Origin of the sequence: Massilia oculi, assembly GCF_003143515.1 — a bacterium.
GTDB classification, from domain to species: domain Bacteria; phylum Pseudomonadota; class Gammaproteobacteria; order Burkholderiales; family Burkholderiaceae_D; genus Telluria; species Telluria oculi.
In genome coordinates this window covers 4,008,380-4,027,889 of the sequence record NZ_CP029343.1, presented here as the reverse complement: position 1 = coordinate 4,027,889, position 19,510 = coordinate 4,008,380, and the positions used below count along the sequence as shown (strand labels likewise).

The 19,510-nt window shown below is 66.8% G+C and carries 13 protein-coding genes and 1 pseudogene; 7 read left to right on the top strand and 7 right to left on the bottom strand.

Going from position 1 to position 19,510, the window contains the following annotated elements:
- Positions 1–23 precede the first annotated feature (23 nt).
- From DIR46_RS18255 to DIR46_RS18230, 6 genes are all read left to right on the top strand, one after another.
- Positions 24–2,387: a M1 family metallopeptidase gene (locus DIR46_RS18255; RefSeq protein WP_109346508.1), complete on the top strand. Its 2,364-nt coding sequence runs from the start codon at positions 24–26 to the stop codon at positions 2,385–2,387.
- Positions 2,384–2,878 carry a DUF6702 family protein gene (locus DIR46_RS18250; RefSeq protein ID WP_109346507.1) on the top strand — a complete coding sequence of 165 codons (495 nt, stop codon included), beginning with the start codon at positions 2,384–2,386 and terminating at the stop codon, positions 2,876–2,878. The genes DIR46_RS18255 and DIR46_RS18250 overlap by 4 nt, the downstream gene beginning before the upstream one ends.
- 22 nt (positions 2,879–2,900) lie before the next feature.
- A complete protein-coding gene (locus DIR46_RS18245) occupies positions 2,901–4,970 on the top strand; it encodes a TonB-dependent receptor (protein ID WP_109346506.1) in 2,070 nt (689 codons plus the stop codon).
- 75 nt (positions 4,971–5,045) lie between these two features.
- Positions 5,046–5,783, top strand: a complete 738-nt coding sequence (locus tag DIR46_RS18240) for a 2OG-Fe dioxygenase family protein (RefSeq protein ID WP_109346505.1) — start codon at positions 5,046–5,048, stop codon at positions 5,781–5,783.
- 358 nt (positions 5,784–6,141) lie between these two features.
- Positions 6,142–7,302 carry an efflux RND transporter periplasmic adaptor subunit gene (locus DIR46_RS18235; RefSeq protein WP_109346504.1) on the top strand — a complete coding sequence of 387 codons (1,161 nt, stop codon included), beginning with the start codon at positions 6,142–6,144 and terminating at the stop codon, positions 7,300–7,302.
- A gap of 10 nt (positions 7,303–7,312) precedes the next feature.
- Positions 7,313–10,441, top strand: a complete 3,129-nt coding sequence (locus DIR46_RS18230; RefSeq protein WP_109346503.1) for an efflux RND transporter permease subunit — start codon at positions 7,313–7,315, stop codon at positions 10,439–10,441.
- A gap of 1 nt (position 10,442) precedes the next feature.
- Here DIR46_RS18230 and DIR46_RS18225 read toward each other — a convergent pair.
- The 7 genes and pseudogenes from DIR46_RS18225 to DIR46_RS18195 form a co-directional block, all read right to left on the bottom strand.
- Positions 10,443–10,826: pseudogene (locus DIR46_RS18225) on the bottom strand (diacylglycerol kinase); the annotation flags it as partial.
- Positions 10,804–11,580 (bottom strand): phosphatase PAP2 family protein, encoded by a 777-nt coding sequence (locus tag DIR46_RS18220; protein WP_109346502.1) that lies wholly within the window; start codon positions 11,578–11,580, stop codon positions 10,804–10,806. The gene DIR46_RS18220 and the pseudogene DIR46_RS18225, both read right to left, overlap by 23 nt.
- A gap of 1 nt (position 11,581) precedes the next feature.
- On the bottom strand, positions 11,582–13,219 hold the full coding sequence (locus tag DIR46_RS18215) for a phosphoethanolamine transferase (protein ID WP_109346501.1): 1,638 nt from the start codon (positions 13,217–13,219) through the stop codon (positions 11,582–11,584).
- Between the two features lie 86 nt (positions 13,220–13,305).
- Entirely contained in the window at positions 13,306–14,547 is a 1,242-nt protein-coding gene (locus tag DIR46_RS18210) for a sensor histidine kinase (protein WP_109346500.1), read from the bottom strand.
- Positions 14,534–15,223: a response regulator transcription factor gene (locus DIR46_RS18205; RefSeq protein WP_109346499.1), complete on the bottom strand. Its 690-nt coding sequence runs from the start codon at positions 15,221–15,223 to the stop codon at positions 14,534–14,536. The genes DIR46_RS18210 and DIR46_RS18205 overlap by 14 nt, the downstream gene beginning before the upstream one ends.
- Before the next feature lie 20 nt (positions 15,224–15,243).
- Positions 15,244–17,268 carry an LTA synthase family protein gene (locus DIR46_RS18200; protein ID WP_229446298.1) on the bottom strand — a complete coding sequence of 675 codons (2,025 nt, stop codon included), beginning with the start codon at positions 17,266–17,268 and terminating at the stop codon, positions 15,244–15,246.
- A 152-nt stretch (positions 17,269–17,420) separates the two neighbouring features.
- On the bottom strand, positions 17,421–18,170 hold the full coding sequence (locus tag DIR46_RS18195) for an ElaB/YgaM/YqjD family protein (RefSeq protein ID WP_109346497.1): 750 nt from the start codon (positions 18,168–18,170) through the stop codon (positions 17,421–17,423).
- A gap of 444 nt (positions 18,171–18,614) precedes the next feature.
- On the opposite strand from DIR46_RS18195, the gene DIR46_RS18190 reads away from it, so the two are divergent.
- Positions 18,615–19,505 carry a cupin-like domain-containing protein gene (locus DIR46_RS18190; RefSeq protein WP_109346496.1) on the top strand — a complete coding sequence of 297 codons (891 nt, stop codon included), beginning with the start codon at positions 18,615–18,617 and terminating at the stop codon, positions 19,503–19,505.
- Positions 19,506–19,510 lie beyond the last annotated feature (5 nt).

Below are 19,510 nucleotides of genomic sequence, written 5' to 3'. Positions count from 1 at the left end.
TTTCACCTTCTGTCGTCACCCATATGATTCTCAAGCACCTGCAGGCGGCCTTCGCCGCCTTTGTACTTTCCGCATCCGCCAGCGCCGCCGGTCCCGTCTTCGACGACAAGTTCCGCCAGCTGGAGGAATTGCTGCCGACGCCGGGCGAGACCCGCAACGCGGCCGGCGCGCCCGGTCACAAGTACTGGCAGCAGCGCGCCGACTACCGGCTGCGCGTGACGCTCGACGAGAACAAGCGTTCGCTATCGGGCTCCGGGACCGTGACTTACCATAACAATTCGCCGGATACCCTGTCCTACCTGTGGGTGCAGCTGGACCAGAACATGTTCCGCAGCGATTCGGACAACCGCAACATCTCGACCCTGCCGTCGCGCGACGCCTGGCAGCCGCGAGGGAACGATGGCGTCAAGTTCGATGCCCTGCGCTTCACGCTCGAGGCGCGCAAGTTCGACGGCGGCATCCACATCGCCAGCGTGACCGGCAGCGACGGCAAGCCCCTGCGCCACACGATCAACAAGACCATGATGCGGATCGACCTGCCGCAGCCGCTCAAGCCGGGCGCGCGCACTTCGTTCAATGTGGCCTGGAGCTTCAACATCCCCGAGATGAACGTGCTGGGCCGCCGCATGGGCTTCGAGCGCTTCGACGACGGCAACGACATCTTTGAGATCGCCCAGTGGTTCCCGCGCATGGCGGCCTACTACGACGCGGCCGGCTGGCAGAACGCGCAATACCTGGGCGACGGCGAGTTCACCCTCGAATTCGGCGACTACGACGTCCAGATCACGGCGCCCGCCGACCACGTGGTGGCCTCCACCGGCGAACTGCAGAACCCCGGCGACGTATTGAGCCCGGCGCAGCGCGACCGCCTCAGGCAGGCACGCACGGCGAACAAGCCGGTCATGATCATCACCCAGCTTGAGGCGCAAGCCAACGAGAAGGGCCGCGCCACCGAGACCAAGACCTGGCGCTTCAAGGCGCAGAACGTGCGCGACTTCGCCTTCGCCACCAGCCGAAAATTCATCTGGGATGCGCAGGGCATCAAGAGCGGCAAGCAGGACGTGATGGCAATGTCCTACTACCCGGCCGAGGCCAATCCGCTGTGGGGAAAGTACTCGACCCCGGCCGTGATCCACACCATCGAGCAGTACAACAAGTATTCGTTCGACTACCCGTATCCGGTCGCGATCTCGGTCAACGGCCCGGTGGGCGGCATGGAATACCCGATGCTGTCGTTTAACGGGCGCCGTCCGGTGAAGGATGCGAAGACCGGCGAGATGACGTATTCGAAGGCCGCCAAGTATGGGCTGATCAGCGTGATCATCCACGAGGTGGGCCACAATTACTTCCCGATGATCGTCAATTCGGACGAGCGCCAGTGGACCTGGATGGACGAGGGCATGAACAGCTTCCTGCAGTTCCTGGCCGAGCAGGCCTGGGAAGAAAACTACCCGTCGCGCCGCGGCGAGGCGCGCGACATCGTCTCCTACATGCGCAGCACCAACCAGGCGCCGATCATGACGAATGCCGAATCGACGCTCCAGCGCGGCAACAACGCCTACGCCAAGCCGGCCACCGCGTTCAACATCCTGCGCGAGACCATCCTCGGCCGCGAGCTGTTCGACTTCGCCTTCAACGAATACGCCGAACGCTGGAAGTTCAAGCGCCCCACCCCGGCCGACTTCTTCCGCACGATGGAAGACGCGTCCGGCACGGACCTCGACTGGTTCTGGCGCGGCTGGTTCTACACTACCGACGCGGTCGACATCAGCGTCGAGGGCATCACCGAGTACACCGTCAGCAGCCAGGACCCGGAGGTCGAGAAGGCCCTGCGACGCGAGCGCGCCAACGGCGAACCGGTGTCGGTCATGGACCAGCGCAACAAGGGGATGGCGCGCCGCATCGACGCCCATCCCGAGCTGAAGGACTTCTACAACGAACACGACGAGTTCACGGTCACCAACAAGGATCGCAACAAGTACCAGGAAACCATGGCCGGCCTGGAGGATTGGGAAAAGGCCCTGCTCAAGGAAGGCAAGCACCTGACTCTGGTCGACTTCGCCAACAAGGGCGGCCTGGTGATGCCGCTGATCGTCGAGATCGAACTCAAGAGCGGCAAGAAGATCGTCGAGCGCATTCCGGCCGAGGTGTGGCGCTATTCGCCGAAGCAGATCACCAAGCTGTTCGTCACCGACGAACCGGTCGTGGGCCTGACCCAGGATCCGTTCTGGGAAACCGCCGACATCGACACCAGCAACAACAGCTGGCCGCGCAAGACCGCGCCATCGCGCCTGGAGCTGTTCAAGACCGAGCGTGACCCGAACAACCTGATGCGCGACATGCAGACGCCGCTCAAGGGCGCCCCGGCGCCGAAGGCAGCGCAATGACGCTGCGCGGTTTCAAGACACTGTGCGTCGCCCTGCTGCTGTGCGCCAGCACAGCGGCGAGCGCGCACCGCTTCCACTTCGGCATGACCGACATCTCGTACAACGAGCGCACCAGGAGCACCGAGATCGTCCACACCTATACGGCGCACGATATCGACGCCCTGCTGCTGAACCTCTACCAGCGCCAGTTCGACCTCTCCGACCCCGAGGACCAGGACGTGCTGCGCCAGTACGTCGAGCGCCAGTTCTGGCTCGCCGGCGCGGATGAGAAGCGCCTGCCGGCCAGATGGATCGGCATGACGGTCGACGCCAACAGCGTCGTCATCTACCAGGAAATCGAGAACACGCCGCTCACCCGCGCGGCCACGATCCGCCAGGGCGTGCTGATCGACTTCCTGCCCGAGCAGGTCAACACCGTCAACCTGGGCGCGGGCGGCGCGGTCCGTTCCCTCACCTTCACCCGCCAGGCGCTCGAGCAGCCGGCGCAGTAACACATACCTTTCCAAGAGTTCCATGATCCTCCGTCCTATCGCCTGTGCGCTGGCCGCGCTGTCCGCCACGTCCGCCGTCCACGCCGACGACTTCCAGCTCCAGCGCGTGCTGGTCGAAGGCGCCCGCGCCTCCCAGCTCGGCATCGCCGATTCGGCCGGCGCCGGCAGCGCGGGCGCGAAAGACCTGGCGGGCCGCATCGCCTACCGGCCGGGCGAACTGCTCGAAGTCACGCCCGGCCTGATCGCCAGCCAGCACAGCGGCGAAGGCAAGGCCAACCAGTTCTACCTGCGCGGCTTCAACCTCGACCACGGCACCGATCTCGCCACCTGGGTCGACGGCATGCCGGTCAACCAGCGCAGCCACGCCCACGGCCAGGGCTGGACCGACCTGAACTTCCTGATCCCGGAGCTGGTCGGACGCCTCGACTACCGCAAGGGGCCGTATTCGGCGCGCGAAGGCGACTTCTCGTCGGCCGGCGTGGCCTCGCTCACCTATGCCAACCGGCTGGTGAAGGACCTCGCCTCGGCCAGCGTCGGCCAGGACGGCTACCGGCGCGCCATGATCGCCGGCTCGCCCGAAGTGGCGGGCGGCAGCCTGCTGTACGCGCTGGAGGCGATGCACAACGACGGTCCGTGGGCGCGGCCGGACGACTACCGCAAGTTCAATGCCGTGCTGCGGTTCAGCCAGGGCTACGCCAACAATGGCTGGAGCGTCACCGCCATGGGCTATCGCGGCGACTGGAATTCGACCGACCAGATCCCGCTGCGCGCGGTGCGGGACGGCCGCCTGGGACGCTACGACCTGATCGACGACAGCGATGGCGGCGAGGCGCGGCGCTTCAGCCTGTCGGGCATCTGGCGCCGCACCGATGCCGACTCGGCCAGCAAGGTGAGCGCCTACGCGATCCGCAACCAGCTCGCGCTGTTCTCGAACTTCACCTATTTTCTGAACGACCCGGTCAATGGCGACCAGTTCGCCCAGCCCGACCGCCGCGTCACCACCGGCATCGATGCCACCCACACCTGGCACATGCACCGCACCGAGACGTTGTCGTCCGACCTGACGGTGGGCTTTCAAGTCCAGAACGACAATATCTTCAACGGCCTGTACGACACGCGCCGGCGCCAGCGCATCGCGACCACGCGCGAAGACCACATCGTCGAGACCAGCGGCGCCGTCTTCATCGAAAGCGCGACCCGCTGGAGCGATGCGCTGCGCACGGTGGCGGGTGTCCGGGCCAGCAACTACCGCTTCCGCGTGGACGGCGACCGGCCGGAGAATGCCGGCAAGGCGCGCGACACGCTGGTCACGCCGACGCTGAACATCGTCTATGGTCCGTGGGCGGCGACCGAGCTGTATGCCAACTACGGCCACGGCTTCCACAGCAACGACGCGCGCGGCACGGTGGCGACGGTCGATCCGAACACCCTCGACGCGGTCGAGCCGACGCCCGGCCTGGTGCGTTCGCGCGGTGTCGAATTCGGCGTGCGCACCGAAGCCATTCCGAAGATGCAGACGTCGCTGGCCGTGTACCGCCTCGACTTCGATTCCGAGCTGACCTATATCGGCGACGCCGGCAATACCGAGGCGGGCGATCCGAGCCGGCGCTACGGCATCGAGTTCTCGAACTATTACCGCCCGCTTAAATGGCTGTCGATCGACCTCGACGCGGCCTGGGCGCGCGCCCGCTCATGCGCCGCCTCATGCGGCGGCAATCCGGATGGCGACCGGGACGCCGGCCGCCGGATCCCCGGCGCCATCGAAGGCGTCGCCCAGCTGGGCGTGACCGTCGACCCGAGCGGTCCATGGTCGGGCTCCCTGCGCCTGCGCTGGTTCGGCCCGCGTCCGCTGATCGAAGACGACAGCGTGCGCTCGCGCTCCAGCCTGACGCTCAACGGCCGCATCGGCTACCGGCTCGCGAACGACCTGCGCCTGGAACTGGAGGGCTTCAACCTGACCAACCGGCGCGCCTCGGCCATCGACTACTTCTACGAGTCGCAGTTGCAGGGCGAAGCCGCGCCGGTGGCCGACGTGCACTTCCATCCGATCGAGCCGCGATCGCTGCGCCTGACCCTTGTCAAACAGTGGTGACCACACCCGATCCGGCGCATCTGTCATTCGGCGGGGACGGTCACCGGTAAAGACGAAAGGTGCTACGCTAACGGGATGACTACACCGCAACTCCCCTATCTCGAGCCGTCGCAGCTGACCGACGCCCTGCGCAGCACCGGTTACGCCGTGCTGCGTCCTGCCGACGTGGCCGCCCTGGCCGGCTGCGGCCTCGACGAGCTGGACTCGCTCGTGCCGAGCTGGGACCGGCTCGAGCTGGACGAATACCTGAAGGACGGCGGCCGCTACCGCCGCCGCCGCCATTCCTGCTTCATCGACGACGCCGGCCAGCTCGAGCAGACGCCGCACCGCGCGCACTGGCAGCCGGTCGAATACAACGCGCTGCATGGCGGCATGCACCGCCTGTTCGCGCCGATGGAAGCCGCCACCGTCGCCAATCCGGCCTGGGGCCGGCTGCTGCGCGCGCTGGGCGGGGTCTGTTCCAAGGTCGCGGGCCAGCAGCGCTGGTTCGTCGAAGCGCACCAGTTCCGCATCGACACCGCCGACGGCATCGGCCGCCCGACCCCCGAAGGCGCGCACCGCGACGGCGTCAACTTCGTGGCCGTGATACTCATCAATCGCAAGGACATCAAGGGCGGCGAGACGCGCGTGTTCGACGCCGACGGCCCGGCCGGCCAGCGCTTCACCATGCTCGAGCCCTGGACCCTGCTGCTGCTGGACGACGCCGCCGTGATCCACGAGTCGACGCCGATCCAGCCGCTGGGCGCACACGGCTACCGCGACACGCTGGTGCTGACCTGGCGCGCCAACGCCTTCCAGGGCGAAGACGCCTGAACTCTTCCGCAAGCAAAAAAACGCCCGCGAACCTGAAGGTTGGCGGGCGGGAATCCAATTTTCGGAGAAAACTGGAGGAGACAGTTCCAATATAATCCTTTTTATTGTGCAGTGCAATACGGTAGAAGTACTGTAGTTGTTTCAATAGAGGAAGCCCTCTAAACGGGGCTGGCGGCCCGGGCGTTTGCGGCGGTGCGCCAATTCCTTTTCTGCCACTTTCCCTCATCTTCGGCCATCCTTTGGCCTGAAAAACCCCGCTGGCTGGCGAGCTGCGCCGGCCATGCCACGGCGCGTGCGCACCTGTCTGCCGTATCGCTTTTGCTACACTTCTTTGCTATAGCCAAAAGACATAGAGACCATGATAAACATTCGCGCTTCGCGTACGCTCGTCATCGCCCTGGGCGCCGCCGCCCTGTGCGCCACCGTCGCACTGGCCACGGCCAACCGCGCCACCGCGGAAGATCAAAAAGCGCCGCCACGCCCCGCCCTGAGCGTCACCACCGCCCGCCCCGCCACCACCAGCCTGCCGATCAACCTCACCGCCAACGGCAGCATCGCCGCCTGGCAGGAAGCGGTGATCGGCAGCGAATCGAACGGCCTGCGCCTGGCCGAGGTGCGGGTGAACGTCGGCGACGTGGTCAAGAAGGGGCAGGTGCTGGCGGTCTTCGCCGACGAGACGGTGCGCGCCGAGATCGAAGGCGCGCGCGCCGCGCTGCTCGAAGCCCAGGCCAACCGGGACGAAGCGAAGGCGAACGCCGACCGCGCCCGCGCGCTGGAAAGCTCGGGCGCGCTGAGCGCGCAGCAGGTCACCCAATACGTTACCGGCGAAATGACCGCCGCGGCGCGCGTGAAATCGACCCAGGCCACCCTCACCCAGCAGCAGTTGCGCCTGAAGTACACGCAGGTGGTCGCGCCCGACAGCGGCGTCATCTCGGCGCGCAACGCCACCGTCGGCGCCGTGGTCGGCGTCGGCACCGAATTGTTCCGCATGATCCGCCAGGGCCGCCTCGAATGGCGCGCCGAAGTCGTGGCGCAAGACCTGGGCCGCATCAAGCCCGGCGCCAGGGCCGTGGTGCGCGCCGCCAGCGGGGCGGAGATCGCCGGCAAGGTGCGCACCGTCGCGCCGTCGGTCGATCCCCAGACCCGCATCGCCCTGGTCTATGTCGACCTGCCGCCATCCCTGTCCAGCGACATGCCGCTCAAGGCCGGCATGTTTGCCAGCGGCCGCTTCGAGCTGGGCGCATCGAACGCGCTGACCGTGCCGCAGCAGGCGGTCGCCGTGCGCGACGGCTTCAGCTACGTGTTCCGGCTGAATGCCGGCAGCCGGGTGAGCCAGGTGAAGGTCAACCTCGGCCGCCGCCTGGGCGACCGGGTCGAGGTGGTGAGCGGCCTGAATGCCGACATGGCCATCGTGGTCCAGGGCGCCGGCTTCCTCAACGACGGCGACCTGGTGCGCAATATCGCCGGTACGGCGCTCCGGGCGCCGCCGGCGGCCACCCGCGCCACGGCCGCGCGCTGAGGACAGGACGATGAATTTTTCCGCCCTCTCGATCCGCAACCCGATCCCGGCGATCATGCTGTTCGCCCTGCTCACCGTGGCCGGGCTGCTGGCCTTCAATGCCAGCAAGGTGCAGGACTTCCCGGACATCGAGCTGCCGATCGTGACCGTCACCGCGACCCTCGACGGCGCCGCCCCGGCCCAGCTCGAGACCGAGGTCGCGCGCAAGATGGAAGACTCGATCGCCACCCTGCAAGGCATCAAGAACATCTATACCCGCGTGCTGGACGGCGTGGCCACCATCACGGTCGAGTTCATCCTCGAGCGCGATCCGGCCGATGCCGTCAACGACGTGCGCGACGCGGTCTCGCGCGTGCGCGCCGACATGCCGGCCGAGATGCGCGACCCGACGGTGACCAAGACCGCCACCGCCGGCCGTGTGGTCTCGACCTTCACCGTGGAGGCGGCGAAAGGTTCGAGCCTGGACGACCAGGACTTGAGCTGGTTCGTCGACAACGACGTCTCCAAGCGCCTGCTGAGCGTGCCCGGACTGGGCGCCGTCAAGCGCGTCGGCGGCGTCACGCGCGAAGTGCGGGTCGAACTGGACGACCAGCGCATGGCCGCGCTGCGCGTGTCGGCGCTGGACGTTTCGCGCCAGCTGCGCAATGTGCAGCGCGAAGCGCCGGGCGGACGCGGCGACGTGGCCGGGGTCGAGCAATCGGTGCGCACCCTGGCCACCGTGCAGACTGCGCAGCAGCTGGCGGCGATGGACATTCCGCTGCCGGACGGCCGCCACGTGCGCCTCGACCAGGTGGCCAAGGTGATCGACACGGTCGAGGAGCAGCGCGCGCTGGCCGAGCAGGATGGCCGCAAGGTGGTCGCCTTCGAGGTGTTCCGCACCCGCGGCGCCGGCGAGATCGACGTCGCCACCGGCGCCCGCGCGGCAATGGAACAGCTGGGCAAGGAAAATCCCAGGCTGGTCATCAGGGAAGTGATCGACAACTCCTACTCGGTCGAAGAGAACTTCGACGCCTCGATGCACATGCTGTACGAAGGCGCGCTGCTGGCGGTGCTGGTCGTGTGGTGGTTCCTGCGCGACTGGCGCGCGACCCTGATCGCCGCCGCCGCCCTGCCGCTGTCGGTGATCCCGGCCTTCCTGGGCCAGTATCTGTTCGGCTACACGCTGAACATGGTCACCTTGCTGTCGCTGGCCCTGGTGGTCGGCGTGCTGGTGGACGATGCCATCGTCGAGATCGAGAACATCTCGCGCCACCTCCACATGGGCAAGACGCCGATGCAGGCGGCGCTGGAAGCGGCCGACGAGATCGGGATGGCGGTGATCGCCACCACCTTCGCCCTGGTCGCCGTGTTCCTGCCGACCGCCTTCATGGGCGGCATCCCCGGCAAATTCTTCAAGCAGTTCGGCTGGACCGCGGTGCTGGCCATCCTGGCGTCGCTGCTGGTGGCGCGGCTGCTCACGCCGATGATGTGCGCCTACCTGATGAAGGCGCCGAAGAACGCCGGCAAGGAAGGACATGCGCCGCAGGACGGCCCGCTGATGCGCCGCTATCTGGCCGTCATGCAGTGGTGCCTGCGCCGGCGCGGCCTGACCATGCTCGGCGCAGCCGTGTTCTTCGTGGGTTCGCTGGCCCTGGTGCCGCTGCTGCCGACCGGCTTCATGCCCCCGGCCGACCGCTCGCAGAGCCAGGTCAACGTCGAGCTGCCGCCGGGCGCCACCCTGGCCCAGACCCATGCGGTGGCCGAGCAGGTGCGCCGGCGGGTCATGAAGGTGGCCGGCGTCAAGAGCGTGTTCAGCTCGATCGGCGGCGGCTCCAGCGGCGACGCCTTCTCGCCCGGCGCGGCGGCCGAGGCCCGGCGCGCCGTCCTGACCATCACCACCGTCGACCGCAGCGATCGCGACGTGAAGCTGGGCGTGATCGAGAACCACATCCGGCAAGCGCTGGTGGACATCCCCGGCGCCCGCTTCACGGTCGGCATACCGGACGCCGGCACCAAGATGCAGCTGGTGCTGCGCAGCGACGACGCGCAGGCGCTCACGCTTGCGGCGCGCCAGGCCGAGCGCGAGCTGCGCACCCTCTCCGGCATCGGCAACGTCAGTTCCAGCGCCTCGCTGGTGCGGCCCGAGATCATCGTGCGCCCCGACTTCGCGCGCGCGGCCGACCTGGGCGTGACGGCGGCCTCGATCGGCGAGACGGTACGCGTGGCCACTGCCGGCGACTACGAACAGTCGCTGGCCAAGATGAACCTGGACGAGCGCCAGGTGCCGATCCGGGTCAAGCTGCCGGACGCGGTGCGCGCCGACCTGGACGCCATCGGGCGCCTGACGGTGCCCGGTGCGAACGGCCCGGTGCTGCTGTCCACCGTCGCCGACATCACGATGGAAAGCGGTCCGGCCCAGATCGACCGCCTGAACCGCAGCCGCAACGTGACGCTCGACGTCGAGCTGTCCGGCCGCGCGCTGGGCGAAGTCAATGCCGAGGCGCGCGCGCTGCCGGTGTTCCAGTCGCTGCCGTCGTCGGTGACCATCGCCGAGCTGGGCGACGCGCAGGAGATGCAGGCGCTGTTCAACAGCTTCGGCGTGGCCATGCTGATCGGCGTGCTGTGCATCTATGGCGTGCTGGTGCTGCTGTTCTCGGACTTCATGCAGCCGGTGACGATCCTGGCGGCGCTGCCGCTGTCGATCGGCGGCGCGTTTGTCGCTCTTTTAATCACCAGCAATGCGCTGTCGATGCCGACCATGATCGGCCTGATCATGCTGATGGGGATCGTGACCAAGAACTCGATCCTGCTGGTCGACTACGCGATCCTGGCGCGCGAAGCCGGGATGGAGCGCTTCGACGCCCTGGTCGACGCCTGCCACAAGCGCAGCCGCCCGATCGTGATGACCACCATCGCGATGGGCGCCGGCATGCTGCCCCTCGCCCTGGGCTTCTCGGGCGACCCGAGCTTTCGCTCGCCGATGGCGGTGGCCGTGATCGGCGGCCTGATCACCTCGACGCTATTGAGCCTGCTGGTGGTGCCGGCCGTCTATACCTATATCGACGACCTGGAGCACTGGTTCAAGCGCCACGGGCGGCGGCTGCGGCGCCAGCCGGCGCCGGCGCCCGTAAAGGCCGATGAGCACAGTCCTGCCAAGTGAAAAACAGCGGCAGGACGAGCACACCCCAGGTCAGGGCAGCGAGCATGACGGCCAGCGCGACGGCCGCGCTGCCCAGGTCCTTGGCGCTCTTGGACAAGGGGTGGCGTTCGAGCGAGATGCGGTCGACTACCGCCTCGATGGCGGAATTGAGCAACTCGACGACCAGCACCAGGAGCAGCACAGCAACCAGCGCCAGCCTCTCGAGGGCCGGCAGCGGCAGCAGTGCCGCCACCAGCATGGCAGGCAAGACCACCAGCAGCTCCTGGCGAAACGCCTGTTCCGATTGCCAGGCGAACTTCAGGCCTTCGGCCGAATAGCGGGACGCGGACAATATCCGCCCGAGGCCCTGTCTGCTCTTGAATTCACTGATCTGCGGTTGCGGCATGGACGGATTCCGACAAGGGGTTGGATGGCGCCTTGCGGCGGGATGGCCCCGTCCGCAGGACAGCGACCAGGAACAGGACGATGGCGCAGGCGATCCAGATCGACCATAGGGTATGGGTCATGAAATGGGCGCCGCGCAGCTGCTGCAGATAGCCGACCGCCGCGCCGGTCGCGAGCGCGAGGGCAGCCACGGCGCCTGCCATGCGCGGCCGCGCCGGCAGCCAGTACACCGCCAGCGACAGCAGCCACAAGGCGCTCGACGCATGCCCGGCAGGCAGGCACTGGCCGGCGACGGCGCCGGCTGGCAAGGCCTCAAACAGCCGCACATAGGGCTGGTCGCCGCCATAGCGCAGCAAGTCCCATGGACAATGCGAAGTGCTGAAGTGTTTGAGCACGCTGATCGCCAGCGGCACCAGCAGCGCCGACAGCGCGACGATGCGCAGCCGTTGGCGCGCGCCAGCGCGCATGCCGGCGCGCGGCCAGGCCAGGTCGGTCATTGCGCAGGCGATGAAGCCCAGCGCGAGAAGCATCAGCAGCCATTTGAGAATGACGTGGCTGAAGGTTTCGGCCAGCCAGGCGTGGCGCCAGGGGAAGACGCCGCTGGCTGCATCGAATACTGCATCGGCCAGCGCCAGGTCGGCGTCGGTGCAGCGACCGATCCAGAGGATCACCGGCGCGGCGACTGCCAGCGCCGCGGCCATGCGCCGGATCGCCCGCGCCGGCAGCAGCGCAGTCACCATGGTGGCGGCGCCCATCTCAAGCTCCGCGCACGCAGGCATGGAAGATATCGAGCCGCGGATTGAGCACCGCCGTATTCACGCCGAGCATGCCGAGCACGGAGTGGAACACATTGTCGTGCGAGAGCGGTTCGTTGCGGCGCTGGCCCAGGCAGCGGCGGTCGATGCGAAAGCGCTCGCTGAAGCCGTCCGACATCCACAGCATCATCGGCACCTCGGTCTGCTCGCGCGGCGCGAACATATAGGGCGTACCATGCAGATAGACGTTGTTCTCGCCCAGCGATTCGCCGTGATCCGAGAAGTACAGCATCGCCGTATCGACGTCCTCGCCCTGGGCCAACGCGCGCAGGCGGTCGATGGTCGTGCTCAGAAAGTAATCGGTGTACAGGATGGTGTTGTCGTATGCGGCGCGGATCGATTCACGCGTACAGGTCTCGAACTGGTTACTGGTGCATACCGGACCAAAGCGGCCGAAGGCGCGCGGATAGCGGCTGGCATAGGCCGGACCATGACTGCCCTTCTGGTGCAGCACCACTACCATGTCCTTGCCGCCGCGGCGCAGCAGTTCGGGCAAGCCGTCGAGCAGGACTTCGTCATGGCATTCGTCGCCTTCGCATCGGCTACCCGGCTTCGGCCGCGACAGGTCCTCGTAGCGCACGCGGTCGCACACGCCCTTGCAGCCCGAATTATTATCGCGCCAGACGACGTCGAAGCCGGCGTGCGCGAGCACGTCGAGCAGGCCTTCCTGGCGCTCGGCCTTTGACTGGCTGTAGTGCTCGCGGCCGAAGGCCGAGAACACGCACGGCACCGACACCGCGGTCGCGGTGCCGCAGGAGCTCACGCGAGAGAAGTTGATCAAGCCGCCTTGCCGCGCCAGTAGCGGATTGGTGTCGCGGGGGTAGCCGTTGAGCGAGAAATTCGCCGCGCGCGCCGTTTCGCCCACCACGATCACGGTCAGCGTGCGGCGCTGCGCGCCCTTCCATGCGGCGCCCTTGACGGCGTCGCGCCCGAGCGGCGCGACCACGATGGGCGCGGCCCAGCGCGCGCGCAGGTAGCTGTGAGTCGCCTGGATGAAGTTGGTCGGTGTGAGCAGAAAGCGTAGTTCGCGGTGTTCATGCAGCGCCGGCGCCAGGCTCTTGTAAAGCAGGCCCAGCAGCAGGAGCGCCGCCAGCAGCGAGCCGCCGGCGATGCCGGCGCGTTCGAGCAGCCCCTGCGCGCCGCGCGGGAACGCGATCCGGGCGCGCCAGATCGCCCAAGCGGGCAGCACGCCCAGGAGGCCGATCCTGCCCGCCATCTGCCAGCTGATCAGCTCCGTGGCTTCGCGCGCGTCGGTCTCGAACACGTTCTGGATCATGGCCTTGTCGATGACAATGCCATAGGTCGCGATGAAGTAGCCGGTGGCCGACGCGGCCAGTACCAGCACGATCAGCACCGGCTTGGCGACGGGACGAAAGCTGGCCAGCGTCAGGCAGGCGTTGAAGAACAGGACCACGATCAGGAACGAGCCCGCCAGCAGCGGCACGCTGGCTAGCGAGGCGCCGCCCGCGGCACTGCACAGGACCGACCAGAATTTGACGTTGCCCACGCTGGCCAGCAACAAGGCCACCGCCAGCACCAGCACCGGCGCCTGGATGCGCCTGCTGAACAATCTCTCCACGCTTTCCCCTCATGCAGCGCGGTCCGACACGGACCGCAGCACTTGAAGAGTAAGCAGTGACCCTTCATGCCAACGTCAGGCCCGCGTCAGGATTGCGTGAACTCGCCTGGAAACACGATCGTGAAGCGGCTGCCGCCGCCCGCGCGCTGTTCATGGATCAGCGTGGCGCCGAGGTATTCGCAGATACGCTTGACCAGCGACAGGCCCAGGCCGGTTCCGGCCGAGCCGCTCGACGGGATCGCGGCGGCATCCCGGTCCAGCGTCTGGCGCACCGCGTCCGGCAAGCCGGGGCCGGTGTCTTCCACGCTGATGCGACCGGGTTCCAGCACCACCGTCACCTCACCCTGTTCGGTGTACTGGCAGGCGTTGCGGATCAGGTTGGCGATCGCCGACACGCACAGCTCGGCCGGCGCGCGCACGTCGATGACAGCCGAGCCGGTGCAGCGCAGGACCACCGGTTTATCGGCCACCATGGGCTGGTAGCGTTCGGTCTCAAGGCGCGCGATGTCGCCCACCGAGACCGGCGGAAACAGGCCGAGTTCGGGCGTGCGCGCCAGCAGCAGCAAGACGGTGACGCACTCGGTGGCTTCCTGGGCGGCGCGGTAAATGCGCCGGGCCGGCGCCCGCACCGCGGGGTTGTCGGTGTTCTCGACCAGGATCTCGGCCGCGCCCATGATGACCGTCAGCGGCGTGCGCAGTTCGTGGCTGACATCGCCCGTGAAGAAGCGCTCGCGGTCGAGGAAGGCGCGCAGCTCGCTGGTATGCGCGTCCAGCGCGCGCGCCAGGATGCCCAGCTCGTCCTCGCGCGCCGTGTGCGGCAGCGCCAGCGCACCCCGGCCGACCGCGTCCGCCAGTTCGCGGATCGGGGTGACGATCCGCATGCCCACGAAGCGGCCCAGGAACAGCGCCAGGATGACGAAGCCGGCAAAGAAGGCGGCGAACATCGAATACACCAGCAGCTCGATCTGCTCGTAGTCGCTTTCATGGTCGACCACGACGTAGGGGCCCGCCTCGTCGCTGCCCGCCAGCACGTGCAGGCCGACGCCGTCGATCTCGGCCTCGGACACGCCGGCCGGCAGGCCGCGCAGCGACAGCGGAATGTCGTCGCCGCGGTGGAAGCGCAGGCCGGCCGGCAGGTCGGCGGGCAGCCCGGCGGCGGCGCGCGGACGCGCCCATTTCTCGACTTCGGCCAGGCGTTCGTCGACCAGGTGCACCTCGATGCCCTCGACCACCAGCGCCGCCAGCACCGCGAAGAACAACGACAGCACGACGCCGAACAGGATGAAGGCCCTGGTGATCGGCCGGCTCAGCGAACTAGCCTCGCGCATCTGGCAAGGCGAGCTTGTAACCCACGCCGGCGATGGTGTGCACCATGGGGAAGGCGAACGGCTTGTCGATCGCCTGCCGCAGCGCATGGATATGCGTGCGCAAGGCATCGCTTTCGGGACGGTCCTCGCCCCACACGGCTTGCTCGAGCGTCTCGCGCGGCACGATGCGCGGGGCCGCCGCCATCAGGCAGCGCAGCAACACGTAGCCGGTCTTGGTCAGGGCGACCTTGACGCCGTCGCGCGCGGCCTCCTGCTGGTCGGGATCGAACACCAGCGGGCCGAAGCGAAGTTCGCGGCTGATCACGTGATGACCGCCGGCACGGCGCGCCAGGGCTTTCAGGCGCACGTCGAGTTCGACCAGCGAGAACGGCTTGACCAGGTAGTCGTCGGCGCCGCTGTCGAAGCCGGCCACCTTGTCGTGCAGGGCGTCGCGCGCGGTCAGCATCAGCACTGGCGTAGTCGACAGCAGTTCGGCACGCAGCTTCTGGCACAGCTCCAGGCCATTCAGGCCGGGCAGCATGACGTCGAGGACGATAACGTCATAGGTGTTCTCGGAAGCCAGCGCCAGGCCGCCATAGCCGTTGCGGGCCGAATCGAGCGTGTAGCCCTTGGGCTCCAGGAAACCGTAGAGGTTGGCGAGGATGTCGGGATTGTCTTCGACGATGAGGATGCGCATGCGGGTATTGTAAGACGGCGTCAGCGCGGCCGGTAGCGTTGTTCGCGATACAGCAGCGAGGGCAGCATCGCGTGCGCCATCGCCTGGTCCGCCCGGGCCCGGGTTGGCGCGCCCGCGCCAGGATCGAAATGCCCACTGGCCGCGTCATAGCGCGCCGCCAGCGGCGGCTGACCCGGACGCAGCACGGTTGCATTGGCGCCTTCCAGGTAGGCGAAGTAATCGTTGAACTGGATCAGGGCGCGGCCCGGCGTCGTGGCATCCTTGACGAAGTCGCGCCCGATCATCGGGTGGTTGCTGGACACGCCCAGCAGCGACAGCAGCGTGGGGCCCAGGTCGACCTGGCTCGCGATGGCGCCGATGCGTCTTGCTTCGATGTCGGCGCCCAGGATCAGGCCGGGAATATGAAATTTCTTGATCGGCATCAGCGCATCGCCATAGACACGGTTGTCGTGGTCGGCCACGATCAGGAATACCGTGTCTTTCCAGTAGGCTTGCCGCTTCGCTTCGCGGATGAATTTTCCAAGGGCGTAGTCGGCGTACTTGACGGCGTTGTTGACGGTCTGCTTGTCCGGGTCATGCAATGCAATCTTGCCATCCGGGAATTCGAACGGCTCGTGGTTCGATGAAGTGAAGATCAGGCTGAAGAACGGCTTGCCGCCTTCATGCAGCTTGTTCAGGCGCTCGAGCGACTTGTCGAACAGGTCTTCGTCCGAGGCGCCCCAGCTGCCGACGAATTGCGGCTTCATGTCGCCGATGTCGACGATGTTCTGGAAGCCGTTGCCGGTAAAGAAACTGCGCATATTGTCGAAGTGCGCCTCGCCGCCGTAGACGAATTCGGTGTGGTAGCCCTGGCGGCCCAGCCCGTCGGCCAGTGTATAAAAATTATTCTGCGACAGGGACAGTTTCACCGTGCTGCGCGCCGGTGTCGGCGCATAGCCGGCCACCACCGCCTCGATGCCGCGCACCGAGCGGGTGCCGGTGGCGTACAGCTGCTCGAACCACCAGCCCTCGTCCTTGAGTTTTTCGAGTTCCGGCGTCACCGGCAGGCCGCCCAGCGACTTGACGAAGGTGGCGCCCATGCTCTCCTGCAGCACGATCACGAGATTGAGCGGTTTGCTGCGCGCGATCGCCGCCTGCTGGTAATGCATGGTCGGCAGCTCGGGATTCGGGAAACGGTGGTCGCGCAGCCACGGCGCCGCCTTGACCTCGGCAAACACCCGCTCGCGCGGGAAGTCGCCATAGATTTCCGAGGACTTCGCCTCGTTGCCCATCGAGCGGATGGCATCGAGCACCGACCAGGCCGAGTTGATGACGAGGGAGTTGACCATTGCATCGCCGGTCAGCGCGAACATGGCCGGGTTCGCCGGACGATGGCCGGTGGTGGAGCGGATCTGCACCAGAACCAGCAGGCACAGGATGGGCCAGACCAGCAGCAGCTTGCGGCTCGGCCACAGCGTCATGCCGGCCGCGGTTCTCTTCAGCAGGCGCACCAGGGCGATGCCGAGCACGATGGTCAGCGCAAAGCCCAGCAGCAAAGCGGTGCGAAAGCCATGCCACAGTGTCGAAAACACTTCTTGCGGATAAGCCAGGTATTCGATGAACAGGCGGTTCGGCCGCGCATCGTATTGCATGATAAATTGTGGCGAGGCCACTTCCATGAACACGATAAAGATGAGCGCGAGCCCGGTCCAGGCCACGCTGGCCCTGCGCCACAAGCCGGCGCTGCGGGCATGCGCCAGCAGGGGCGCCAGCAGCAACGGAACCGCGATGAAGTAGCCGAGCAGGATCAGGTCGGCGCGCACGCCCTGCAGCAGGATCTCGGGCACGATGCCGGTCGCCGCCACGCGCGGCCATTGCCAGGCAATCAGTGCGAGGCGGAATCCGGAAAGAATGAGCAGGCCGATGAGCAGGAGATCAACCAGCGGGGCGAAAGGGCCGGCCCAGCCGGTGAGGCGCGCCGATCCGGTGGCAGGAAGCGGTGACGTCGTCGATACGCCACTGATACTTTCGGGCAGGTGAAGTTTCTCGATGGTCATGCTATGCATGCTAGGTTGCATGCCGTCATCGAGATGTTAGTCAGGCGTTAAGAAAGCGTTAAATCGCGGGTGAAAGAAGCCGGGACGAAAAAAGCCCGGCCAGCGAATGCCGGCCGGGCTATCGGCAGGCGCGCCTCGCGGCGCGCCAGACCGGGACCGTATCAGTCGCGGTAATCGCGGTAGTTACGATATTCGTGACGGTCGCTCGAACCACCCAGCAGCTTGGCCAGGATGAAGCCCACGCCCACCGCGGCCAGCAGTGCGCTGCCCGGATTGTTCTTGACGTATTCCTTGCCCTGGGCCGACAGGTCCGAGCACTTTTCGCTCAGCTGGGCCGAACCGCCGCCCAGTTTTTCTTGAGCCGAGCTCAGCATGCCGGAGACCTTGTCGACGCCGGCGTGCGCGCGCGAAGCCAGGTTGTCCACCATCGGCTGGGCGGCTTGCGCTGCCTTGTCGATGCCTGCGTGCACTTTGTCTGGCGAGATCGACGAGATCGCGGCCTTGATGCCGCCGACGGTCGATTGATCGCCGTTGGACGAGTCCGACGACGCAGCCGACGACGGGGTCGACGATGCCGACTGGCTCGACGACGATGCGCCCAGGCCGTTATTGCCCAGCGAACCGCTGTTGCCTGCGGCCGAGTTCAGGTTCGACGACGAGGACGACTGCGAACCGATCGACGAGCCGGACGACGAGCCGGTGCTGCCCATATTGCCGCTCGACGAAGCGCTTTGCAGGCTCGACGACGATGGCGACGGGCTGGTGCTGCTCAGGTTCGACGATGCGCTCTGCTGGCTGCCCGACGAAGCGGTGGTGCCCTTGTTCAGGCTGGAATCCTGGCTCTTGCCAATGCTCGAACCGGCCTTGTTGGCGTCGATGCCTTTACCCTCGGTAGACTTTTGATTATCCATGGTGTATCCCTCATAAAATGTGTGACCAACGCGGAGTAGACCGATATTCGACTATCACCACATTCTTCCTTGAATCAGTCCGATACATGACGCGGGAACGAAAGCTGCCTGCGGTACATCAATGGCAGCGCGGCTTCATGCCCAAGATCAGTTTCTTTTCTCAACGACCTCAAGCCAACGCAACGATTTCATCGATTTCCCAGGCTGCCCGTCCCTATCTCGGGACGACGCCCATCCAGGGCTTCGCCACGAGCGCAGTATCGAACCAACTGCGTCGCGATACAAAAAATACAATGGACAGGCATTCAGAGACCGTGCGCTGACTAACAGAGCCGTTCCATCCGCAGTAAAAGCTGCTGTTTCTCAATGGATGAAGGGATGAAAGGCATGTTGGCGAGTACCATACGTGGTTTCGCCCGACCCGGGCGTCCAGTACGAGATCCCATGGCAGTAGAAAACATCACAGGCAAGCGCCTGCCGCCGCGCCCCGCCCTGCCGGCGGCGGTGGATGCGGCCGCGAAGAAACAGGCCGAAGCGGAGAAAGCGGCGCAGGTGCGCGGCGTCGCGTCGATCGCCGCCATGCGCGACGCCATCCGCCAGGCCGCGCGCCAGCTTCCCCCGTTCACCGCGGTGCCGCGCCTCGCCCGGCTGGATGCGGCCGGCTTCCGTGCGCGGGCGGCGGCCGGCATGCCCTTCCTGGTCAGCGGTATCGTCAAGCGCTGGCCGCTGGCCGCTCTTACCCCGCACGACCTGCGCGAACGATACGGCCACCTGCCGGTACGCGCGCGTATCGGCGACTACGTCAATACGGCCTTCGCGCCGGATCGCGCGATGCAGGACATGCTGCTGCGCGACTACCTCGACCTGACGCCGCCCGACGCCGCATCCGGCCTGCCGCCCTATGTGGGCAACCTGTCCCTGCGCGAACTGAACCGCCTGTGCCACTGGCCGGCCTGGTTCGACAAGATGGGGCCGCCCCGCTTCTGGATCGGACCGGCGCGCACGGTGACGCCGCTGCATTGCGACTACGACGACAATATCTTCGCCCAGCTGTGGGGCACCAAGCGGATTTTCCTGGCGCCGCCGCACCATGACGCCTTCCTGTATGCGCGCGAGGCCAATCCGCTGCTGTTCGGCTCCCCGGTCGACCCGGAAGCGCCCGATTACGACGCCTTCCCGCTGGCGCGCCAGGCGGCGCTGGTCGAGATCGTCGTGGAGCCCGGCGACATGCTGTACGTGCCGGCCGGCTGGTATCACCAGGTGCGGGCGCTGAGCTTTTCGCTGTCGTCCAACCGCTGGGCGCGCGGCCAGCCGCTCGCGCTCCTGAAGAACTAGGCCGC

Bases quoted from the DNA above. Each gene is read 5' to 3' on its own strand.
- DIR46_RS18255 (WP_109346508.1), top strand. From the start codon at position 24: ATGATTCTCAAGCACCTGCAGGCGGCCTTCGCCGCCTTTGTACTTTCC.
- DIR46_RS18250 (WP_109346507.1), top strand. From the start codon at position 2,384: ATGACGCTGCGCGGTTTCAAGACACTGTGCGTCGCCCTGCTGCTGTGC.
- DIR46_RS18245 (WP_109346506.1), top strand. From the start codon at position 2,901: ATGATCCTCCGTCCTATCGCCTGTGCGCTGGCCGCGCTGTCCGCCACG.
- DIR46_RS18240 (WP_109346505.1), top strand. From the start codon at position 5,046: ATGACTACACCGCAACTCCCCTATCTCGAGCCGTCGCAGCTGACCGAC.
- DIR46_RS18235 (WP_109346504.1), top strand. From the start codon at position 6,142: ATGATAAACATTCGCGCTTCGCGTACGCTCGTCATCGCCCTGGGCGCC.
- DIR46_RS18230 (WP_109346503.1), top strand. From the start codon at position 7,313: ATGAATTTTTCCGCCCTCTCGATCCGCAACCCGATCCCGGCGATCATG.
- DIR46_RS18220 (WP_109346502.1), bottom strand. From the start codon at position 11,580: ATGGGCGCCGCCACCATGGTGACTGCGCTGCTGCCGGCGCGGGCGATC.
- DIR46_RS18210 (WP_109346500.1), bottom strand. From the start codon at position 14,547: ATGCGCGAGGCTAGTTCGCTGAGCCGGCCGATCACCAGGGCCTTCATC.
- DIR46_RS18205 (WP_109346499.1), bottom strand. From the start codon at position 15,223: ATGCGCATCCTCATCGTCGAAGACAATCCCGACATCCTCGCCAACCTC.
- DIR46_RS18200 (WP_229446298.1), bottom strand. From the start codon at position 17,268: ATGCATAGCATGACCATCGAGAAACTTCACCTGCCCGAAAGTATCAGT.
- DIR46_RS18195 (WP_109346497.1), bottom strand. From the start codon at position 18,170: ATGGATAATCAAAAGTCTACCGAGGGTAAAGGCATCGACGCCAACAAG.
- DIR46_RS18190 (WP_109346496.1), top strand. From the start codon at position 18,615: ATGGCAGTAGAAAACATCACAGGCAAGCGCCTGCCGCCGCGCCCCGCC.